Annotated in this window: 17 protein-coding genes; 10 read left to right on the top strand and 7 right to left on the bottom strand. The window is 66.6% G+C overall.

Going from position 1 to position 13,602, the window contains the following annotated elements:
• The first annotated feature begins 52 nt into the window (after positions 1-52).
• Positions 53-679 carry a LuxR C-terminal-related transcriptional regulator gene (locus tag APY03_RS14030; protein ID WP_068677800.1) on the top strand — a complete coding sequence of 209 codons (627 nt, stop codon included), beginning with the start codon at positions 53-55 and terminating at the stop codon, positions 677-679.
• 4 nt (positions 680-683) lie between these two features.
• Here APY03_RS14030 and APY03_RS14025 read toward each other — a convergent pair whose 3' ends face one another.
• Together APY03_RS14025 and APY03_RS14020 are read right to left on the bottom strand one after the other, a co-directional pair.
• Complete coding sequence (locus APY03_RS14025; RefSeq protein ID WP_068677798.1) at positions 684-1,088, bottom strand: cupin domain-containing protein; 405 nt, start codon at positions 1,086-1,088, stop codon at positions 684-686.
• A 70-nt stretch (positions 1,089-1,158) separates the two neighbouring features.
• Complete coding sequence (locus tag APY03_RS14020) at positions 1,159-1,617, bottom strand: carboxymuconolactone decarboxylase family protein (protein WP_068677796.1); 459 nt, start codon at positions 1,615-1,617, stop codon at positions 1,159-1,161.
• A gap of 316 nt (positions 1,618-1,933) precedes the next feature.
• Between APY03_RS14020 and APY03_RS14015 the strand changes: the two genes are divergently transcribed.
• Genes APY03_RS14015 through APY03_RS14005 form a run of 3 tightly spaced genes read left to right on the top strand, consistent with a single transcriptional unit; the run spans position 1,934 to position 6,027 of the window.
• Positions 1,934-3,424, top strand: a complete 1,491-nt coding sequence (locus APY03_RS14015) for an efflux transporter outer membrane subunit (RefSeq protein WP_068677794.1) — start codon at positions 1,934-1,936, stop codon at positions 3,422-3,424.
• Positions 3,421-4,980 (top strand): MFS transporter, encoded by a 1,560-nt coding sequence (locus APY03_RS14010; RefSeq protein WP_068677883.1) that lies wholly within the window; start codon positions 3,421-3,423, stop codon positions 4,978-4,980. Before APY03_RS14015 ends, APY03_RS14010 begins: the two co-directional genes overlap by 4 nt.
• Before the next feature lie 30 nt (positions 4,981-5,010).
• Positions 5,011-6,027 carry an HlyD family secretion protein gene (locus tag APY03_RS14005; RefSeq protein WP_068677792.1) on the top strand — a complete coding sequence of 339 codons (1,017 nt, stop codon included), beginning with the start codon at positions 5,011-5,013 and terminating at the stop codon, positions 6,025-6,027.
• On the opposite strand, the gene APY03_RS14000 is transcribed toward APY03_RS14005, so the two are convergent.
• Positions 6,024-7,019, bottom strand: a complete 996-nt coding sequence (locus APY03_RS14000) for a TetR/AcrR family transcriptional regulator C-terminal domain-containing protein (protein WP_162487161.1) — start codon at positions 7,017-7,019, stop codon at positions 6,024-6,026. The two genes, APY03_RS14005 and APY03_RS14000, sit on opposite strands and share 4 nt — an antisense overlap.
• 10 nt (positions 7,020-7,029) lie before the next feature.
• Positions 7,030-7,569, bottom strand: coding sequence for a TetR/AcrR family transcriptional regulator C-terminal domain-containing protein (locus APY03_RS13995; protein WP_146039256.1), 540 nt, complete (start codon positions 7,567-7,569; stop codon positions 7,030-7,032).
• A 404-nt stretch (positions 7,570-7,973) separates the two neighbouring features.
• Here APY03_RS13995 and APY03_RS13990 point away from each other — a divergent pair, with 404 nt between their 5' ends.
• The 5 genes from APY03_RS13990 to APY03_RS13970 all read left to right on the top strand — a co-directional run bounded on the left by APY03_RS13990 (position 7,974) and on the right by APY03_RS13970 (position 11,632).
• Entirely contained in the window at positions 7,974-8,801 is an 828-nt protein-coding gene (locus tag APY03_RS13990; protein WP_083944343.1) for an alpha/beta hydrolase family protein, read from the top strand.
• 225 nt (positions 8,802-9,026) lie between these two features.
• Positions 9,027-9,782: an SDR family oxidoreductase gene (locus APY03_RS13985; RefSeq protein WP_068677786.1), complete on the top strand. Its 756-nt coding sequence runs from the start codon at positions 9,027-9,029 to the stop codon at positions 9,780-9,782.
• Between the two features lie 123 nt (positions 9,783-9,905).
• Positions 9,906-10,400: an Ohr family peroxiredoxin gene (locus APY03_RS13980; RefSeq protein ID WP_068677882.1), complete on the top strand. Its 495-nt coding sequence runs from the start codon at positions 9,906-9,908 to the stop codon at positions 10,398-10,400.
• 14 nt (positions 10,401-10,414) lie between these two features.
• A complete protein-coding gene (locus APY03_RS13975) occupies positions 10,415-11,020 on the top strand; it encodes a response regulator transcription factor (protein ID WP_068677784.1) in 606 nt (201 codons plus the stop codon).
• Between the two features lie 270 nt (positions 11,021-11,290).
• Positions 11,291-11,632, top strand: coding sequence for a hypothetical protein (locus tag APY03_RS13970; protein ID WP_068677782.1), 342 nt, complete (start codon positions 11,291-11,293; stop codon positions 11,630-11,632).
• Between the two features lie 48 nt (positions 11,633-11,680).
• Here the strand turns inward: APY03_RS13970 and APY03_RS13965 are convergent, their stop codons facing one another.
• The 3 genes from APY03_RS13965 to APY03_RS13960 are packed head-to-tail and all read right to left on the bottom strand — an operon-like array spanning position 11,681 to position 13,179.
• The gene (locus tag APY03_RS13965) at positions 11,681-12,481 is read right to left on the bottom strand and encodes a YoaK family protein (protein ID WP_068677780.1); all 801 of its coding nucleotides are present in this window, start codon (positions 12,479-12,481) and stop codon (positions 11,681-11,683) included.
• Positions 12,482-12,537: 56 nt separating this feature from the next.
• Positions 12,538-12,693, bottom strand: coding sequence for a hypothetical protein (locus tag APY03_RS41440; protein ID WP_157103404.1), 156 nt, complete (start codon positions 12,691-12,693; stop codon positions 12,538-12,540).
• Between the two features lie 42 nt (positions 12,694-12,735).
• Positions 12,736-13,179: a universal stress protein gene (locus APY03_RS13960; RefSeq protein ID WP_068677881.1), complete on the bottom strand. Its 444-nt coding sequence runs from the start codon at positions 13,177-13,179 to the stop codon at positions 12,736-12,738.
• Positions 13,180-13,288: 109 nt separating this feature from the next.
• Here APY03_RS13960 and APY03_RS43725 point away from each other — a divergent pair.
• Positions 13,289-13,602: heavy-metal-associated domain-containing protein (locus APY03_RS43725; RefSeq protein ID WP_232324257.1), on the top strand; the 314-nt coding region annotated here is incomplete at its 3' end.

Here is a 13,602-nt window from a genome sequence, read left to right as displayed (position 1 = left end):
CATGGCCCCGACCTAGGATGGGTTCCATCGCGACAGCTCAAAGGGAACAACCATGAACAACGCATCGCGCCCCATTTCCGTTCGCATCTGTCACGGCGAGCCGCTGCTCGCGGCCGGGCTGCTCTCGCTGATCGAGCAAGCGCCCGGCATCGAGCCTCGGTCATTCGACGACGATGGCGATGGGCCTGCCGACGTCATCATCGCGGACCTTGCGAACGGGCTTGCGCTTCTCGAATCGAAGGCAGCGACGCACGCCGGCCCGCGAGTCATCGTCGTCACCCGACGGGCGCGAGAGGGCGAGCTGTTGCACGCATTGGAGAGGGGGGCACACGGCTGCCTCATGCAGACCTCGGATGCGCAGGAGTTGGTCGATGCAATCCGCCATGTGGCGCGCGGTGGTGCACGCTATCTATGCCGCGACGCGTCGGCCTTGGTCGCCGGCAGCGAGCCGCCGCCGGCGAAGCTCACGGCCCGGGAGTCCGAGGTGCTTCGCCTGCTGGTCCGGGGCGACTGCAACAAGGGCATTGCGCGTCAGCTCCAGATTTCGACGCACACCGTGAAGGCGCATGTATCGATGCTGTGCAACAAGCTGCACGCCATGTCGCGCACGCAGGTGGCGATCAAGGCGACGGGGCGGGGGCTGGTTCAGGCACCAGCGCCCGCCCTGCCCGCCCGGTGAAGGGCTACTGGAGCTTGTAGAACGGGACACCCTTGTCCTTGATGAGCAACACGATGAACTTCGCCGGCTTCGTGTCGCTGGAGTTCCGGCCGACGGTGTGAACGTCGTGGGGTCCCTCGTAGAAGGTCTGTCCCGGTGTGAGCGTCACCTCCTTGCCGCCCTTGACGCCCATCACGATGGATCCCTCCAGCACATACACGAACGCATGCGCGTCGTGATGATGGACGGGCTCCGCTGCGCCCGGCGGGTAGTCCACGTTGATCATCAAAACTTCCTTGCCCGGAATGTTGGCGAGTTCCTTCGTCATCAGCGTCCCGACGACCGGCTCCGGCGCCGCGACGGCGTAGGGAGCCAGCAGTGCGCCGGATGCCAGCAGCCATGGCGCTGCGATCATTGCAATTTTTCGCATGTTCGTTCCTTCGGGTGGGGCCCCTGCGCTCGCAGGGGCGTGGAAAATCAACTGACGGCCGTCATCCGGCTCATTCGATCGGCTTGTCGGAAGGCGGCTGGCGCATGCCGATGGCCATCCGGTTCCAGGCGTTGATCAAGGCGACCGTCCAGTTCAGCTCGACGATCTCCTGGTCGCTGAACAGCTCCTTCAGCTTGCCAAAGGCGCTGTCCTGGTCACCGTGACGGTCAGCGATTCGCGTCATCGTCTCGGCCCAGTTCAGCGCTGCGCGCTCGCGTTCGGAATAGAGGCCCACTTCACGCCAGGTCGAGAGGTTGTTGATGCGCTGCCAGCTTTCGCCATGCTTGCGCAGGTCACGAGCATGCATGTCGAGGCAGAACGCACATCCGTTGATCTGGGAGACGCGGGTCTGCACGAGTTCCATGAGGGCAGGGCCCAGTGTCGACTTGGCGAGCGACGCGTTGACGCCGGCCAGGGCCTGGTAGGACTTCGGTGCGATCCGGGTCCAGGGGAGTCGGGCTTCGTTCATGAGGATTCCTTGTGGAGGTCGATGTTGAGGTTGAGAGGGTTCACAACAGAAGACGTGTGACGACATCCCGTTGTGACATGAATCAAGCTTAGGAGCACCGGGCCGCGAAGGCAGCGGCTGTTCGATCGAGAAGGTTCTGTCTCTTCGAGGGGGGCAAGGACTTGTCACGCACGAGTGATTGATGCGCATGAAGCAACACGGTGGATCGCTCGCCCGATCTTCCGGAGAGCGCGCAGGCTCCCTAGCATGAAGACAGTCGCTGCTTCCCCCGACGCGAAAGCAGTTCATGCAGCGATCACCTGAAGGAAAGCTCCACATGCCTACCCAGCCGGCGGCCGAGAACGGCGCCCTTCCGCCCGCGCACGCGGCGCTGGTTCTTGCGCTGTCCATTGCCGGATGCGTCGCCACCCCCGACGTTTCCGAGCCGCGGCTGCCATCGCGGGAGGCGGCGCTGCGCTCGATGGCGGCGGTCATCGCCAGGGAGCCTGCACTCGACGAGTCGCAGGCCCCCTCCGAATGGTGGCTGCTGTTCGGCGATGCCACGCTGACTGCGCTGCAGGCCGAAGCCGCGAGTTCCAACCTCGATCTCCAGGTGGCCATCGCGCGCATCGAGGAAAGCCGCGCCCAGCTGGGCCTGGTCGATGCCGCGCGCTCGCCGCAACTGGCGGGCGGGGCCGGGTACACGCGTTCCGCCTTGAGCGAGCATTCGCCTTGGGCGCGGCTCGGCGCGCCGACCTCGGGGTCCAGCACGTGGCAGCTGGGCCTGCAGGCCGGCTGGGAGCTGGACTTGGGAGGGCGCTTGCGCCAGCTCAGTGAATCGGCCGGAGCCAACCTGGAAGCGACCGGCTACGGCATGGCGTCGGTGAAGGTCTCCGTGGCCGGTGATGTCGCCCGCACCTACTTGCTGATCCGCGGCGTGCAGGCGCAGATGACGATCGTCGAAGAAAACCGGCAGATCGCCGAGAACCTCGTGCGCCTGGCCGAGAGTCGCCAGCGCCATGGCGTCGCGAGCCGCTTCGATGCCGCGGCGGCGAGCGCGGACGTGGCCGGGATCGAAGCGCGGTTGTCGCAGTTGCGACAGCAACGCGACGTTCTCATGAATGCCCTGGCCCTGCTGCTGGGCAAGCCGCCGAGGGATCTCGACGCGCGCCTCGCCCAGGCCGCACTGCCGGCGATGCCGAAGCGCCTGCCCATCGGCGTTCCGTCGGAGCTGGCCCGCACCCGTCCGGACATCCGGCAGGCCGAGGCCCGCCTGCGCGCCGCCGTGGCCGACATCGGAGCGGCCGAAGCCGACTTCTATCCGCGCATCAGCCTCACGGGCGGCCTCGGCTTGCAGGCGTTCCAACTGTCCGACCTGGGCAGCTGGAGTTCGCGCTGGTATTCGATCGGACCGACGCTGTACCTGCCGATCTTCCAGGGCGGCCGGCTCGAAAGCAGTCTGGCGCTCAGCGAGGCGCGCCATCGCGTGGCGGGCATTGCCTACCAGCAGACGGTGCTTCGCGCCTGGGGCGAAGTCGACGATGCACTGAATGCCTACAGCATCGAACTCAAGCGGCACGCCCAACTGCAGGTGGCCTTTGCGCAGACACAGACGGCGCTCGATGTCGCGCAACGCGCTTACCAGCAGGGCACCGTCGACTTCACATCGGTGCTGGTGGCGCGGCGCTCGCTGCTGGCCAGCCAGTCCGAGTTGACCCACTCTGCGACGGCCTCCGCGCTGTCGGTCGTCTCGCTCTACCGTTCGCTCGGCGGAGGGTGGTCAGCGCAGATGCGGGCCGGGACGACGTCGGCCGGGGACGTGTCGTGAGCTCCCAGCCTGCAGCGCCGAGGTTCAACCTTCGGCTGGCCAGTGGCCTGCTCGGCGTCTTGCTGGCGGCGATCATGGCCGGCCTGAACAACCGTGTTCCCGGACTGGCGCTGGCCGATGTGCAGGGCGCGCTGGGCTTCGCACGAGACGACGCCTCCTGGTTGAACACCGCCTATGCCGCGGGCGAACTGGCCGCCATGCCCTTCGCCATGTGGTTCGCCATCACCTTCTCGTTGCGCAGCTTTCATCTGGCGATGCTGGCGGCCGCGGTGTGTCTGTCGGCACTGATGCCCCTGGTGCAGGACCTGCATCTCCTGATTTCGCTGCGCGCCGTCCAGGGCCTGTGCTCTGGCACGTTCATCCCGATGCTGATGGGAGCCGCTCTGGGCCTTTTGCCACCCTCGGTTCGTCTGCACGGACTCGCGCTCTACGCGCTGACGGCCACGTTTTCCCCGAACGTTGCGCTGTGGCTGGCGGCCCTGTGCGTGGACCGGCTGGAGGATTGGCGCTGGGTCTACTGGCATGTCATACCGATCGGTCTGCTTGCGATGGGACTGGTCGCCTGGGGCTTGCCGCAGAAGCCTGCGGTGCCGACTCGCCTGCGGGAGGGCGACTGGCTCGGCATGGCCCTCGGCATTCCCGGGCTCGCATTGCTGGTCATCGGGTTGGATCAGGGCGTGCGCCTGGACTGGTTCCGTTCGCCGCTGGTCGTCGCCTCGCTTCTGCTCGGCACCGTGCTCACCGTCCTCTTTCTGGTGAGCGAATTGAGGCATCCCGCGCCTTTCGTCCGGCTCCAGATCCTCGAACGGCGCAACCTGTGGCTGGGCTTCACCGTCTTCGTCCTGCTGCTGATGATCTCGACCACCGCCGTGGTCCTGCCGGCCAATTTTCTCGGCGCATTGCAGGGGTTCCGGTTGGCGCAGACGTCGGCCCTCGGCTTGGTCGTCGGCTTGCCGCAACTGCTGCTGGGTTCCTGCGTCGCACTGTTGCTCTACCAGCGATGGATCGATGCGCGCCACGTCTTCGCTGCAGGTCTGGCCTGCATTGCTGCGGCCTGTTGGCTGGGCAGCGGCATCACGAGCGAATGGATGGTGGCGCAGCTCGTCAGGGCCGAAGTCCTGTATGCCGCCGGATTGCCCATGGCGATCGTGTCGCTGCTGTTCCTGGCCACGAGCGCGGTGCAGCCGGTCGAAGGCGCCTACGTGGCCGGCATCGTCAACACGCTGCGCGCCCTCGGCTCGGTGCTGGGCGGTGCGGTGATCGGCCAGTTGCTGGTCGTGCGCACCCGCTTCCACAACGAGATGCTGCTCGACCAGGCCGGACACACCTTGGCTCGCCTGCCCTCGGCCGGTTCGGGGCTGCCTGCGCTGGCCGAGACTGTCGCGCGGGAGGCCAGCGTGTTGGCTGCCGCTGACGTCTACCGCGTGTTCGGCCTGCTGGCGCTGCTGCTGATCCCGGTTGTGCTGAAGCTTCAGTGCATGGCGCCGCCAGCGGTGCGCGCGCGTGACGCTGCATTGCCCCCCGCCCACGAGGCTGCGACGGGCGCCAACCCTTGAACCTTACCTTGTCGAAAAGCGGTTCCCCCTATGACCAAGAATCGTCGCTTCCGGATCACGGCCGTCGCGATCGCCGCCAGTGCGATCGTCGGCGCCTTCCTGATCCTCAACCAACCCGAATCCGGTGCTGCAGAACAGAGCACCGATGACGCATACGTGCGGGCCGACTTCACGGTGGTCGCGCCGCAGGTCGCCGGAGTCGTCAGCCAGGTGGCGGTGGACGACCATCAGCAGGTGCAGGCCGGCGAGCCCCTGGTGCACATCGACGACCGGGCACTGCGAATCGCCGTCGATGCCGCGAAGGCTACTGTGGACAGCCTGCAGGCACAGCTCGCACGGCAGCAGAGTGCGATCACGCAGGCGCGTGCCGCTGTCGCGGCAGCGCGCGCCAATCTCAAGCTTGCGCAGGCCAACCGCCATCGCTTTGCCAACCTGGCCCGGGACGGCTCCGGCACGGTGCAGGCCCAGGAGCAGGCCGAAGCGCAATGGGACGTCCAGCGCGCCACGCGCGAGCGCGAACAGGCCGGACTGCGTGCCGCCGAACAACAGGTCGCCATCTTGCGAGCCGAACTGGAAAAGGCCGAGGCCGCGAAGGCCAACGCCGAACTGAATCTGTCGTACGCCAGCGTGGTCGCGCCCGTCAGCGGCGTGATCGCGCAACGCAAGGCGAGGGTGGGCGGCTATGCCCGCATCGGCGATCCGCTGCTGACGCTCGTGCCGCTCGACGCGCTCTATGTCGAGGCAAATCTTCGAGAGACGCAATCCGCCCGTGTGCGGGTCGGCCAGCCGGTGGACATCACGGTCGATGCGCTGCCCGGGGTTCGCCTGAAGGGGCGCGTCGAAAGCCTAGGACCCGCCAGCGGCGTGAGCTTCTCGCCTGTGCCACCGCACAACGCCACCGGCAACTTCACCAAGATCGTGCAGCGCTTGCCAGTGCGCATCCACCTGGTCGCGGGCCAGGGAGACGCGCATCGCCTGCGTGTGGGCATGTCCGTGCGACCGCGCATCGACGTGGGCGTCGAGGCGGTCGCATTCCCGGAGTCCTAATGAGCGGCGTTCGACACCCGCAACAGCCGCAATCTGCCGTTGCGCCACGCGCCGCGCAGGAAGACGGCAACGACAGAGAGGACATGGTTGCGAATGTCGCCCGGACTGGGCGCCGCTCGCATTCCGAAGATGATCTCCAGGTGCAGGTCGCCCCGAAGCATCGCCACGAACTGGCGCGCCGCGGTGGAGCAATCGTCGATGCGAACTTCACCGCGCCGCCTTGCATCCTCCAGCACTTCGCGAATGCGATCGATTGCGCGCGCGGGCCCGAAGGTCCACAGCGCATCCGCGGCATCGCTGAATCGACCGCACTCGGAGATGGCGACCTTGTGCAGGGCGATGGCGGACGGAGACAGCGCTGCGGCCATGACGCTGGTCCCCAGGTCCAGCAGCACTTCGCGCAGCGGCTCCTCGCTTCGTCCCGGCAGCAACTTCAACGCCTCGTCGGCCGTCTTGTTCGCCACGGACTCGAAGTGCTCGCGCAGGAATCGCGACAGGTCGACCGACTTGACGCCCGGGTCGGCCTTGAGCCGCCGAAACAGTCCGTGCGGTGTCCACGTCCAGTAGGAGCGGCCGAGCAGGAAGGACACGAGCACCGTGCAGTTGGACCAGCCGCGCACCTGGCTGCCTCGTCCCGGAATGGCCTCGCGCACCTGGAGGATATCGCCGGCCGCGCCCCAGCGCAGGAACTTCACGGCTTCGTCCAGCGTCAGCACGTTGACCATCAGCCGGGTCCACCACGGCTCCACCAGAAGCCACGTGTGATCGTCGATCATGCGCAGTGCGAAGACGTGCTTGTGCCTGGGATTGGCGAAAGGATGCCACCATTGCCGCTGCAGTCCGGGGACGAAGCAGATGAACCAGTGGGCTTCCTGGATCGTCACGGGCGAACCGTTGGCATCGATCTCGATCGCCAGTTCATCCGGAACGCCAAGGAGTTGCGAAGGGCCGTCAGGCGTACCCTGCGCCACCATGCCGCGTGTCGGCGTCAAGGACCGGACTCTAGACAACAGCGTCAGCATCATTCGCCTCCATCTGAATGCCGGCACAGAACAATTCGATGGTCCGCGTCACGTTGCCGCGACGGCGGGAGTGTCCGTCCGAGCTGCCGGCGGGCAGGGCGTCGAAAAGGTCTAGATGGGCCCTCAGCAGCGCCATGAGGTGACTCGCGAGCTGGCGGCTGTCTTCCTCCAGGGCAATCCCTTCTTCCTGCGAGGCCCGGAAGAACCGGGCCAATCCGTCCGTCACGTGGCCGGGGCCGTGCTGGTGAAATTCACGGTCGATCCCGTTGTTCCGGATGAGTTCGGTGAGGGCGATCCGGTAGAGGCATCTCAGTTGCGAGGCCGACTGCTCGTCCGTCACGCGATGCGCGAAGGCATGCAGCTTCTCCTGGAAGGATGCGTCCGCTGCGCCATGGTCGAGCGGCTCCAGCATCCAAGCTGAGACGCATTCGACCAGCGCAATGAAGAGACCACGCGTGCTTCCGAACTCGTCGACGATGTCCTGGGAAGAGATGCGCGTCGTGGCGAGCACGGCCTGCATGCTCGAGACACCGCGGCCCGCGCACCGAAGCGCGTCGGCCACTTGGCTCAGGATCGCGGATCGCCGGCTCTCGGCTGCGGATGGTGGGACATGAGACATGGGATGCGCCTTTCAACTGATCGGTAGAGAGTCGCTTCGTCCGGAGTGCAGGCGTCGGCGCCGACCGAAGAAGCGATCGGATGATAGGGAGACGCACTTCGCCGAGGAAGCCACGAACAGCGCCATTCCGTGTTGTCCGTCGAACACCAATCACGCCCGCATCGACACTCATGCGCAAGCGGTTCGCGACACCGTGCGACGCTGCGCATGCCTTGCGCCCGTCGGTGTGACTGCCTACGATTCGCGGACCTCGACGCTTGACGGATCGCGCCTCATGAAAGTCACTCTTGTTGCCAGGAAGCATCATGCCGACCCGTCCCTTTGAGTTCCTCAACCGCGAGGGCCAGCGCCTGTCCGGCAGCCTGGAAGTGCCCGAAGGACTGCGACGCGGCTGGGCGCTGTTCGCGCATTGCTTCACCTGCGGCAAGAAGAACCTGGCTGCCGTGCGCATCGGTCGGACGCTCGCAAGCGCGGGCATCGGCGTGCTGCGCTTCGACTTCACCGGACTGGGGGACAGCGGCGGCAGCTTTCCGGATTCGAGCTTCAGCATGAACGTGCAAGACCTGCAGTCGGCCGCCGGCGCCATGCAGGCGGCCGGAATGCCCGCCGACCTCCTGATCGGGCACAGCCTGGGTGGGGCTGCCATGCTGGCGGCCGCGGGTGGCATCGCCAGTGCGCGGGCGGTCGTGACGATCGCGGCGCCGTTCGATGTCGCGCATCTCCTGCACCTGCTCGACCCCGATGGCCTCGCGCGGCTCGAGGCGCAAGGGCAATCGTTGGTGAAGGTGGTGGGGCGTCCCCTGTCCGTGGGCAAGGCCTTCGTCGATGACTTGCGCGGGCACGATCAAGGCGCTCGCATCGCCGCCTTGCGCCGCCCGCTGTTGCTGTTGCACGCACCATTCGACCAGACCGTCGACATCGACAACGCCACGCGCATCTTCGTCGCGGCCCGGCATCCCAAGAGCTTCGTCTCGCTCGACCAGGCCGATCATCTCCTGTCCAGCCGCAGCGATGCGGAACATGTGGCGAACCTGATCGCGGCGTGGGCCTCGCCCTACCTGCCTGAGCCTCGCGATGGACCGGCTGAAGCCGATGCGGTGGCCGGGAAGAACGCTCGCGCGCAGAAGGATTGATGCGGTGCGGGCAGCACCGCGATCCCCGTGATGGGCCTGCCGCGATCGCGCATCCACTCCTGGGATTCCAGCGGTGTCGCGAAAGCCGCGCAACGATTCAGCCGATTGGTGCGTGGCGCGCAACGCTGTGCAGCCCGCGGCGACGCTACCGCCCGCAGCGACCCCAACCTACGATCAAGCCGCTTCCTCGCGAAGTTCGCCAAACCTCACCCAAGGAAACTCGTCATGAAAATCGTGGTCATCGGTGGCTCCGGCCTCATCGGATCGAAAGTCGTCAGCAAGCTGCGTGCCGGTGGGCATGAAGTCATCGCGGCATCGCCGGCCTCGGGCATCAACACCATCACGGGGGAGGGCCTGGATGCGGCGCTCGCGGGCACTCAGGTGGTCCTCGACGTGGCGAACTCGCCCTCGTTCGAGGACAAGGCGGTGTTCGAGTTCTTCGAGACTTCGGGGCGCAACCTGCTGGCCGCGGAAGCCAAGGCCGGGGTCAAGCACCATCTCGCGCTGTCGGTGGTCGGCACCGAGCGCCTGCCGGAAAGCGGCTACTTCCGCGCCAAGCTCGAGCAGGAGCGGCTGATCCGCGAATCGAAGATTCCGTACACCATCGTCCACTCGACCCAGTTCTTCGAGTTCCTGGACTCGATTGCGCAATCGGGCGCCGATGGCGACACCGTGCGCCTGTCACCGGCCTTCGTGCAGCCGATTGCGTCGGACGATGTCGCAGCGGCGGTGGCCGACTACACCACGGGCTCGCCGCTCAACGCTGCGGTCGAGATCGCAGGGCCGGATCGCGTGCGGCTGTCGGACCTCGTGCAGCGCTATCTGAAAGCTTCGGGCGATCCGCGCACCGTTGTTCCCGATGTGCATGCGCGCTACTTCGGGGCCGAACTGAAGGACGACACGCTCGTGCCGGGACCCAACCCGCGCATCGGCGCCCTCGACTTCGATGCCTGGTTCGCATCGCCCAAGACGCCGCGATGATCCCAGCGACTCCTGCCGCGACCGGCCGCCAAGGCGGCCATGCAAGACCGGGCATGCTTCGCCTCGCGGCTGCCGGATGGGCTTGAGTCGCCTGGCTCCCTGACGCAGCTCGCCCCGCACGCCATGCCCGAACTGAAACCTCCACCGGTGACCCTGCTGGACAAGTACCAGGGATCGGAATTCCGACCGCTCTACTCGACGAAGATCACGGCTGTGGGCGGAGAGGCAGAGCACGCGCGCACGTCGGGCCGCGTGCGCTCCGACGACGGCAGCCTCGATGTGCAATTGCGGCTTCCACCCGAACTCGGCGGGGAGGGCGGCGGGACCAACCCGGAGCAGCTCTTCGCGGCGGCCTTTGCAGCGTGCTTTCATGGTGCGCTCAACCTCCTGGCCCTCCGAGGCGGCATCGCGATCCGCAATTCGAGCGTCGAGGTGTCCGTGGCATTCGGGCGGGATCCGGTCGACGGACTCTTCACGCTCACGGCCGACGTCCGCATTCACCTGCCAGGCGTCGAGAAAAGTGTCGCCGAGGAACTGGTGCGAAGCACCGAGCGTGTCTGTCCCTACGCAAAGCTGGCGAGGAACGGATTCAACAGCATCGTCGCGCTGGCGCCGTAGGGAGTCGTTCCGCGATGTCGGCACAGGTCCACCCCTCGAAGATCAACGTGGCGGTCACGCACCAGGACACGTTCGTGGCTGCCGGCATTGCTGCACTGCTTCGGTCTCGCGCCGATTTCGCGGTGCAAGTGGGAGAGCCCGGCGCCTCGGGCGCAGACGTGCTCGTGACGGACTACACGACGGGCCTTCAACAGGCGACCCATCGGCAGCGTCAACGCCGGGGCGCTGTCGTCGGCGCGCTCATCGTGACCGACCAGAACACGGGCGTGCAGATTCGGCGGGCCGTGGACGCGGGCGTCCGCGGCTATGTGCTGCAGGACTGTTCTGCCGAGCAATTGTCGCAAGCGGTGCGCTCGGTGGCGGCGGGCCGCAGATATCTTGGGGAACTGGTGGCCGAACAGCTGCTGGACAGTCTCGGCTTTGTCGTGCCGACGGCCCGTGAGCTCGAAGTCCTGCAACTCATCGCATTCGGCATGAGCAACAAGGAGATCGGTCGGCGCCTCGGCATCGGAGAAGGAACGGTCAAGACGCATGTGAAGGCCATCCTGGTGAAGCTTGGCGAGCCTACGCGGACCGCGGCATTGAGGGAAGCGCGGCGCCGTGGGCTGCTCTCCGCGTAGCGGCAATCGGAAGGGTGGTCAACGGGGTCGCGTCCGGCGGCGGGACGACCGCTCCACGGGCTTGGGACCACGGCGCCGAGGGACAAGCACCCATGCCCGAAGGAATTGCGCGTTGATGCGTTCCTGGAAACACGGGGATGAGAGCGATCGGTCTTCCGGCGGTGGCCTCGACTTCCTAGCATCTCTCTCAGTGCGTCGCTTCCGAGGACGGTCGTTTCGAGAAGCCGGGCGCACCGTCCAACCTTGACCCCATCGACCCAGAGGTGCGCAATGAATCAGTTGATCCTCGAGCAAGAGACCATCGTCTATCAGGGAAGCGGCGGTGTGAGCGCCGACAACCGGTGCTTAGGCTTCCGCCCTGCCTTTCGCAACGCCGAAACCGGCCGCGTCTATCCCTCCCGCTTCGCCAATGGCAGGCTGGCGCCCATTCACCTGATCGAAGGCTTGCCCGACGAGCTGGTGGTTGCGCGGTCTGCTTCAGGCCGGGTCGTGTCGGTGAAGGACTCGGTGCAATCCGGCTTCACGCTGAACGGGTGCTTCTACGACCGCGACGAAGCCGCCAGATACTTGCGCTTCAGCCGCTCGGACGTGGGGATGCCTGCGCACGCCTGAGTGCGCTTGCTGGCGGCCTGGACCACGCGGCAGTGGGCCCGATCGGCCTCAGCGGCGGCTCTCAGGCGGCCTCAACGTGCGCACCTTGCGGCCGAGCGTCGCGCGCAGGTAGACGGACTGCCGAAGGTCCCGCAGCAGCGGCGGCATGGACACCGCGAAGAGCAGCGCCGACAGCGGCACGACCCAGATGAACCCGACGTACTTGAAGCCCGCGGCGCCGACCAGCCCGCCCAGCAGGAACATCATCAGGAGCATTCCGAACAGGCGCAGCTTCGCGCGGTTGGCGCGCACCTGGGCGCGCGCCGGCGTGCCCGCCTGATTCCAGTAGACCAGCTTGCCCAGCTCGATGCCCAGATCGGTGATCACGCCTGTCATGTGCGTGGTCCGGATCTGCGAGGACGACACCTTGCTGACCAGCGCGTTCTGCAGCCCCATCAGGAAGGCCAGCAACAGCACGGTGAACGGCACCGCGAAGGGGGTCGGACGGTTCAAGGTCGTGGCGCCGACCAGGCCGAACAGCAGCAGCAGCATCGCTTCCAGCAGCAGGGGCAACGAGAAGCCGCTGCGCAGCTGATACTGCCGCGCCAGGTTCACCATCACCGCCGTGCACGCTGCACCGCAGACGAAGGCCAGCAGTGCGCCTGTCGCGCCGAGCACGAGCGCCATGTTGCCGAGCACGACGTTGTCGGCAAGCATCGAGACGAAGCCCGTCATGTGCGAGGTGTACAGGTGGACCACCAGGAAGCCGCCGGCGTTGACGGCCCCCGCGACAAAGGCGAGCAACAGCCCGAGCAGCCGGTTGATGGACGGCGTGCGGTGCCGGCCGGTGAGAAAGCGCAGGCGCCGCATGATTCACCCGGCCGGCGGGAGACCGGTCGAGGTCGCGATGCCGTGCGGATGGCCCCTCAACGCGCGGCTGCCGGCAGGCAGAAGAGGCAAGCGCTCGTGGCCGCCGGCTGCGGCTCTTCCGCGAGACCTGCGGCGACCAGCATGCCGGTCGCTGCAACGGTCGCAAGAACGAAGGCCGTCGCCTTCAGCATTCGGCTTCGAATCGATGTCATGGGATCAATGCCTGCGTAGGGATGCGTACGATTGCCCGCCGTCTAGCGAAGCACCAACACCGGGAGCGTCGAATGTGTCAGCACGTGCTGTGTCTCGCTCCCGAGCAAGAGGCGCTTGATGCCCTTGCGGCCGTGCGAGGCCATGACGATCAAGTCGCTCTTGTGCTTCTTGGCGGCGGCGATCACGGCATCCCCTACCAGGTCCGAACTGACGGTTGCCGTCTTGCTCCTGACGCCCGCGGCCTCTGCCAGCGCAGTGGCCTCGTCCAGCCTGCCCTGCGCGGCTTCGGCCCATTGCTGTTCGATGCGCGCGACCTCGTCGTGTGAAAAGGCCATCGCGCCGTCGAAATAGTTCTTGGGGTAGCGAGGCACCACGGTGACCGCTACCAGGTCGGCATTGTTCTGGGCCGCCAGCTGGACGGCGCTCTTCACGGCCTTCTTCGAGAGCGCGGAGCCGTCCGTGGCGACGAGGATGCGTTTGAACATGATCTTTCCCATGGTAATGCGGATGAATGCAGCAAGCGTACGGAACGAGTCCGAAGAGGGTTTGATCCAGATCAAGGCTCGGATGCTTGCGCCCCCATAGTCTTGCACGATGCCAGCCGCAGTTGCGTTCCGCCCATCCGCCCGCGAGGAGCCCATATCCGCCGGTGGTGCGGCACAGGCGAACTGGGCGCTGCTGGACGACCCGGCCGAGTGGTCGGCGTTCGGACGTTCGCTCGAGGGCGAGCCGGCCACCGGCCGGTGGGAATCGCAGGTGGTGGTCGAAGGCATGCATTGCGCAGCCTGCGCCTTCACGGTCGAGGGGGCGCTTGCCTCGGTGCAGGGCGTCGAGAAGGCCGAAGTCAATGCCGCAACCAGGCGGGCCCGTATCGTGTGGTCTGCCGCGGCCGTGAAGCCTTCGCGCTG

Origin of the sequence: Variovorax sp. WDL1, assembly GCF_001541225.1 — a bacterium.
Classification (GTDB): Bacteria; Pseudomonadota; Gammaproteobacteria; order Burkholderiales; family Burkholderiaceae_C; genus Variovorax.
The sequence above is the reverse complement of the archived record's forward strand: the minus strand, read 5'-3'. Positions and strand labels throughout refer to the sequence as shown.

Excerpts from the sequence above, each read along its gene's own strand:
- APY03_RS14030 (WP_068677800.1), top strand. The coding sequence starts at position 53 with ATGAACAACGCATCGCGCCCCATTTCCGTTCGCATCTGTCACGGCGAG.
- APY03_RS14025 (WP_068677798.1), bottom strand. The coding sequence starts at position 1,088 with ATGCGAAAAATTGCAATGATCGCAGCGCCATGGCTGCTGGCATCCGGC.
- APY03_RS14020 (WP_068677796.1), bottom strand. The coding sequence starts at position 1,617 with ATGAACGAAGCCCGACTCCCCTGGACCCGGATCGCACCGAAGTCCTAC.
- APY03_RS14015 (WP_068677794.1), top strand. The coding sequence starts at position 1,934 with ATGCCTACCCAGCCGGCGGCCGAGAACGGCGCCCTTCCGCCCGCGCAC.
- APY03_RS14005 (WP_068677792.1), top strand. The coding sequence starts at position 5,011 with ATGACCAAGAATCGTCGCTTCCGGATCACGGCCGTCGCGATCGCCGCC.
- APY03_RS13995 (WP_146039256.1), bottom strand. The coding sequence starts at position 7,569 with ATGCAGGCCGTGCTCGCCACGACGCGCATCTCTTCCCAGGACATCGTC.
- APY03_RS13990 (WP_083944343.1), top strand. The coding sequence starts at position 7,974 with ATGCCGACCCGTCCCTTTGAGTTCCTCAACCGCGAGGGCCAGCGCCTG.
- APY03_RS13985 (WP_068677786.1), top strand. The coding sequence starts at position 9,027 with ATGAAAATCGTGGTCATCGGTGGCTCCGGCCTCATCGGATCGAAAGTC.
- APY03_RS13980 (WP_068677882.1), top strand. The coding sequence starts at position 9,906 with ATGCCCGAACTGAAACCTCCACCGGTGACCCTGCTGGACAAGTACCAG.
- APY03_RS13975 (WP_068677784.1), top strand. The coding sequence starts at position 10,415 with ATGTCGGCACAGGTCCACCCCTCGAAGATCAACGTGGCGGTCACGCAC.
- APY03_RS13970 (WP_068677782.1), top strand. The coding sequence starts at position 11,291 with ATGAATCAGTTGATCCTCGAGCAAGAGACCATCGTCTATCAGGGAAGC.
- APY03_RS13965 (WP_068677780.1), bottom strand. The coding sequence starts at position 12,481 with ATGCGGCGCCTGCGCTTTCTCACCGGCCGGCACCGCACGCCGTCCATC.
- APY03_RS41440 (WP_157103404.1), bottom strand. The coding sequence starts at position 12,693 with ATGACATCGATTCGAAGCCGAATGCTGAAGGCGACGGCCTTCGTTCTT.
- APY03_RS13960 (WP_068677881.1), bottom strand. The coding sequence starts at position 13,179 with ATGTTCAAACGCATCCTCGTCGCCACGGACGGCTCCGCGCTCTCGAAG.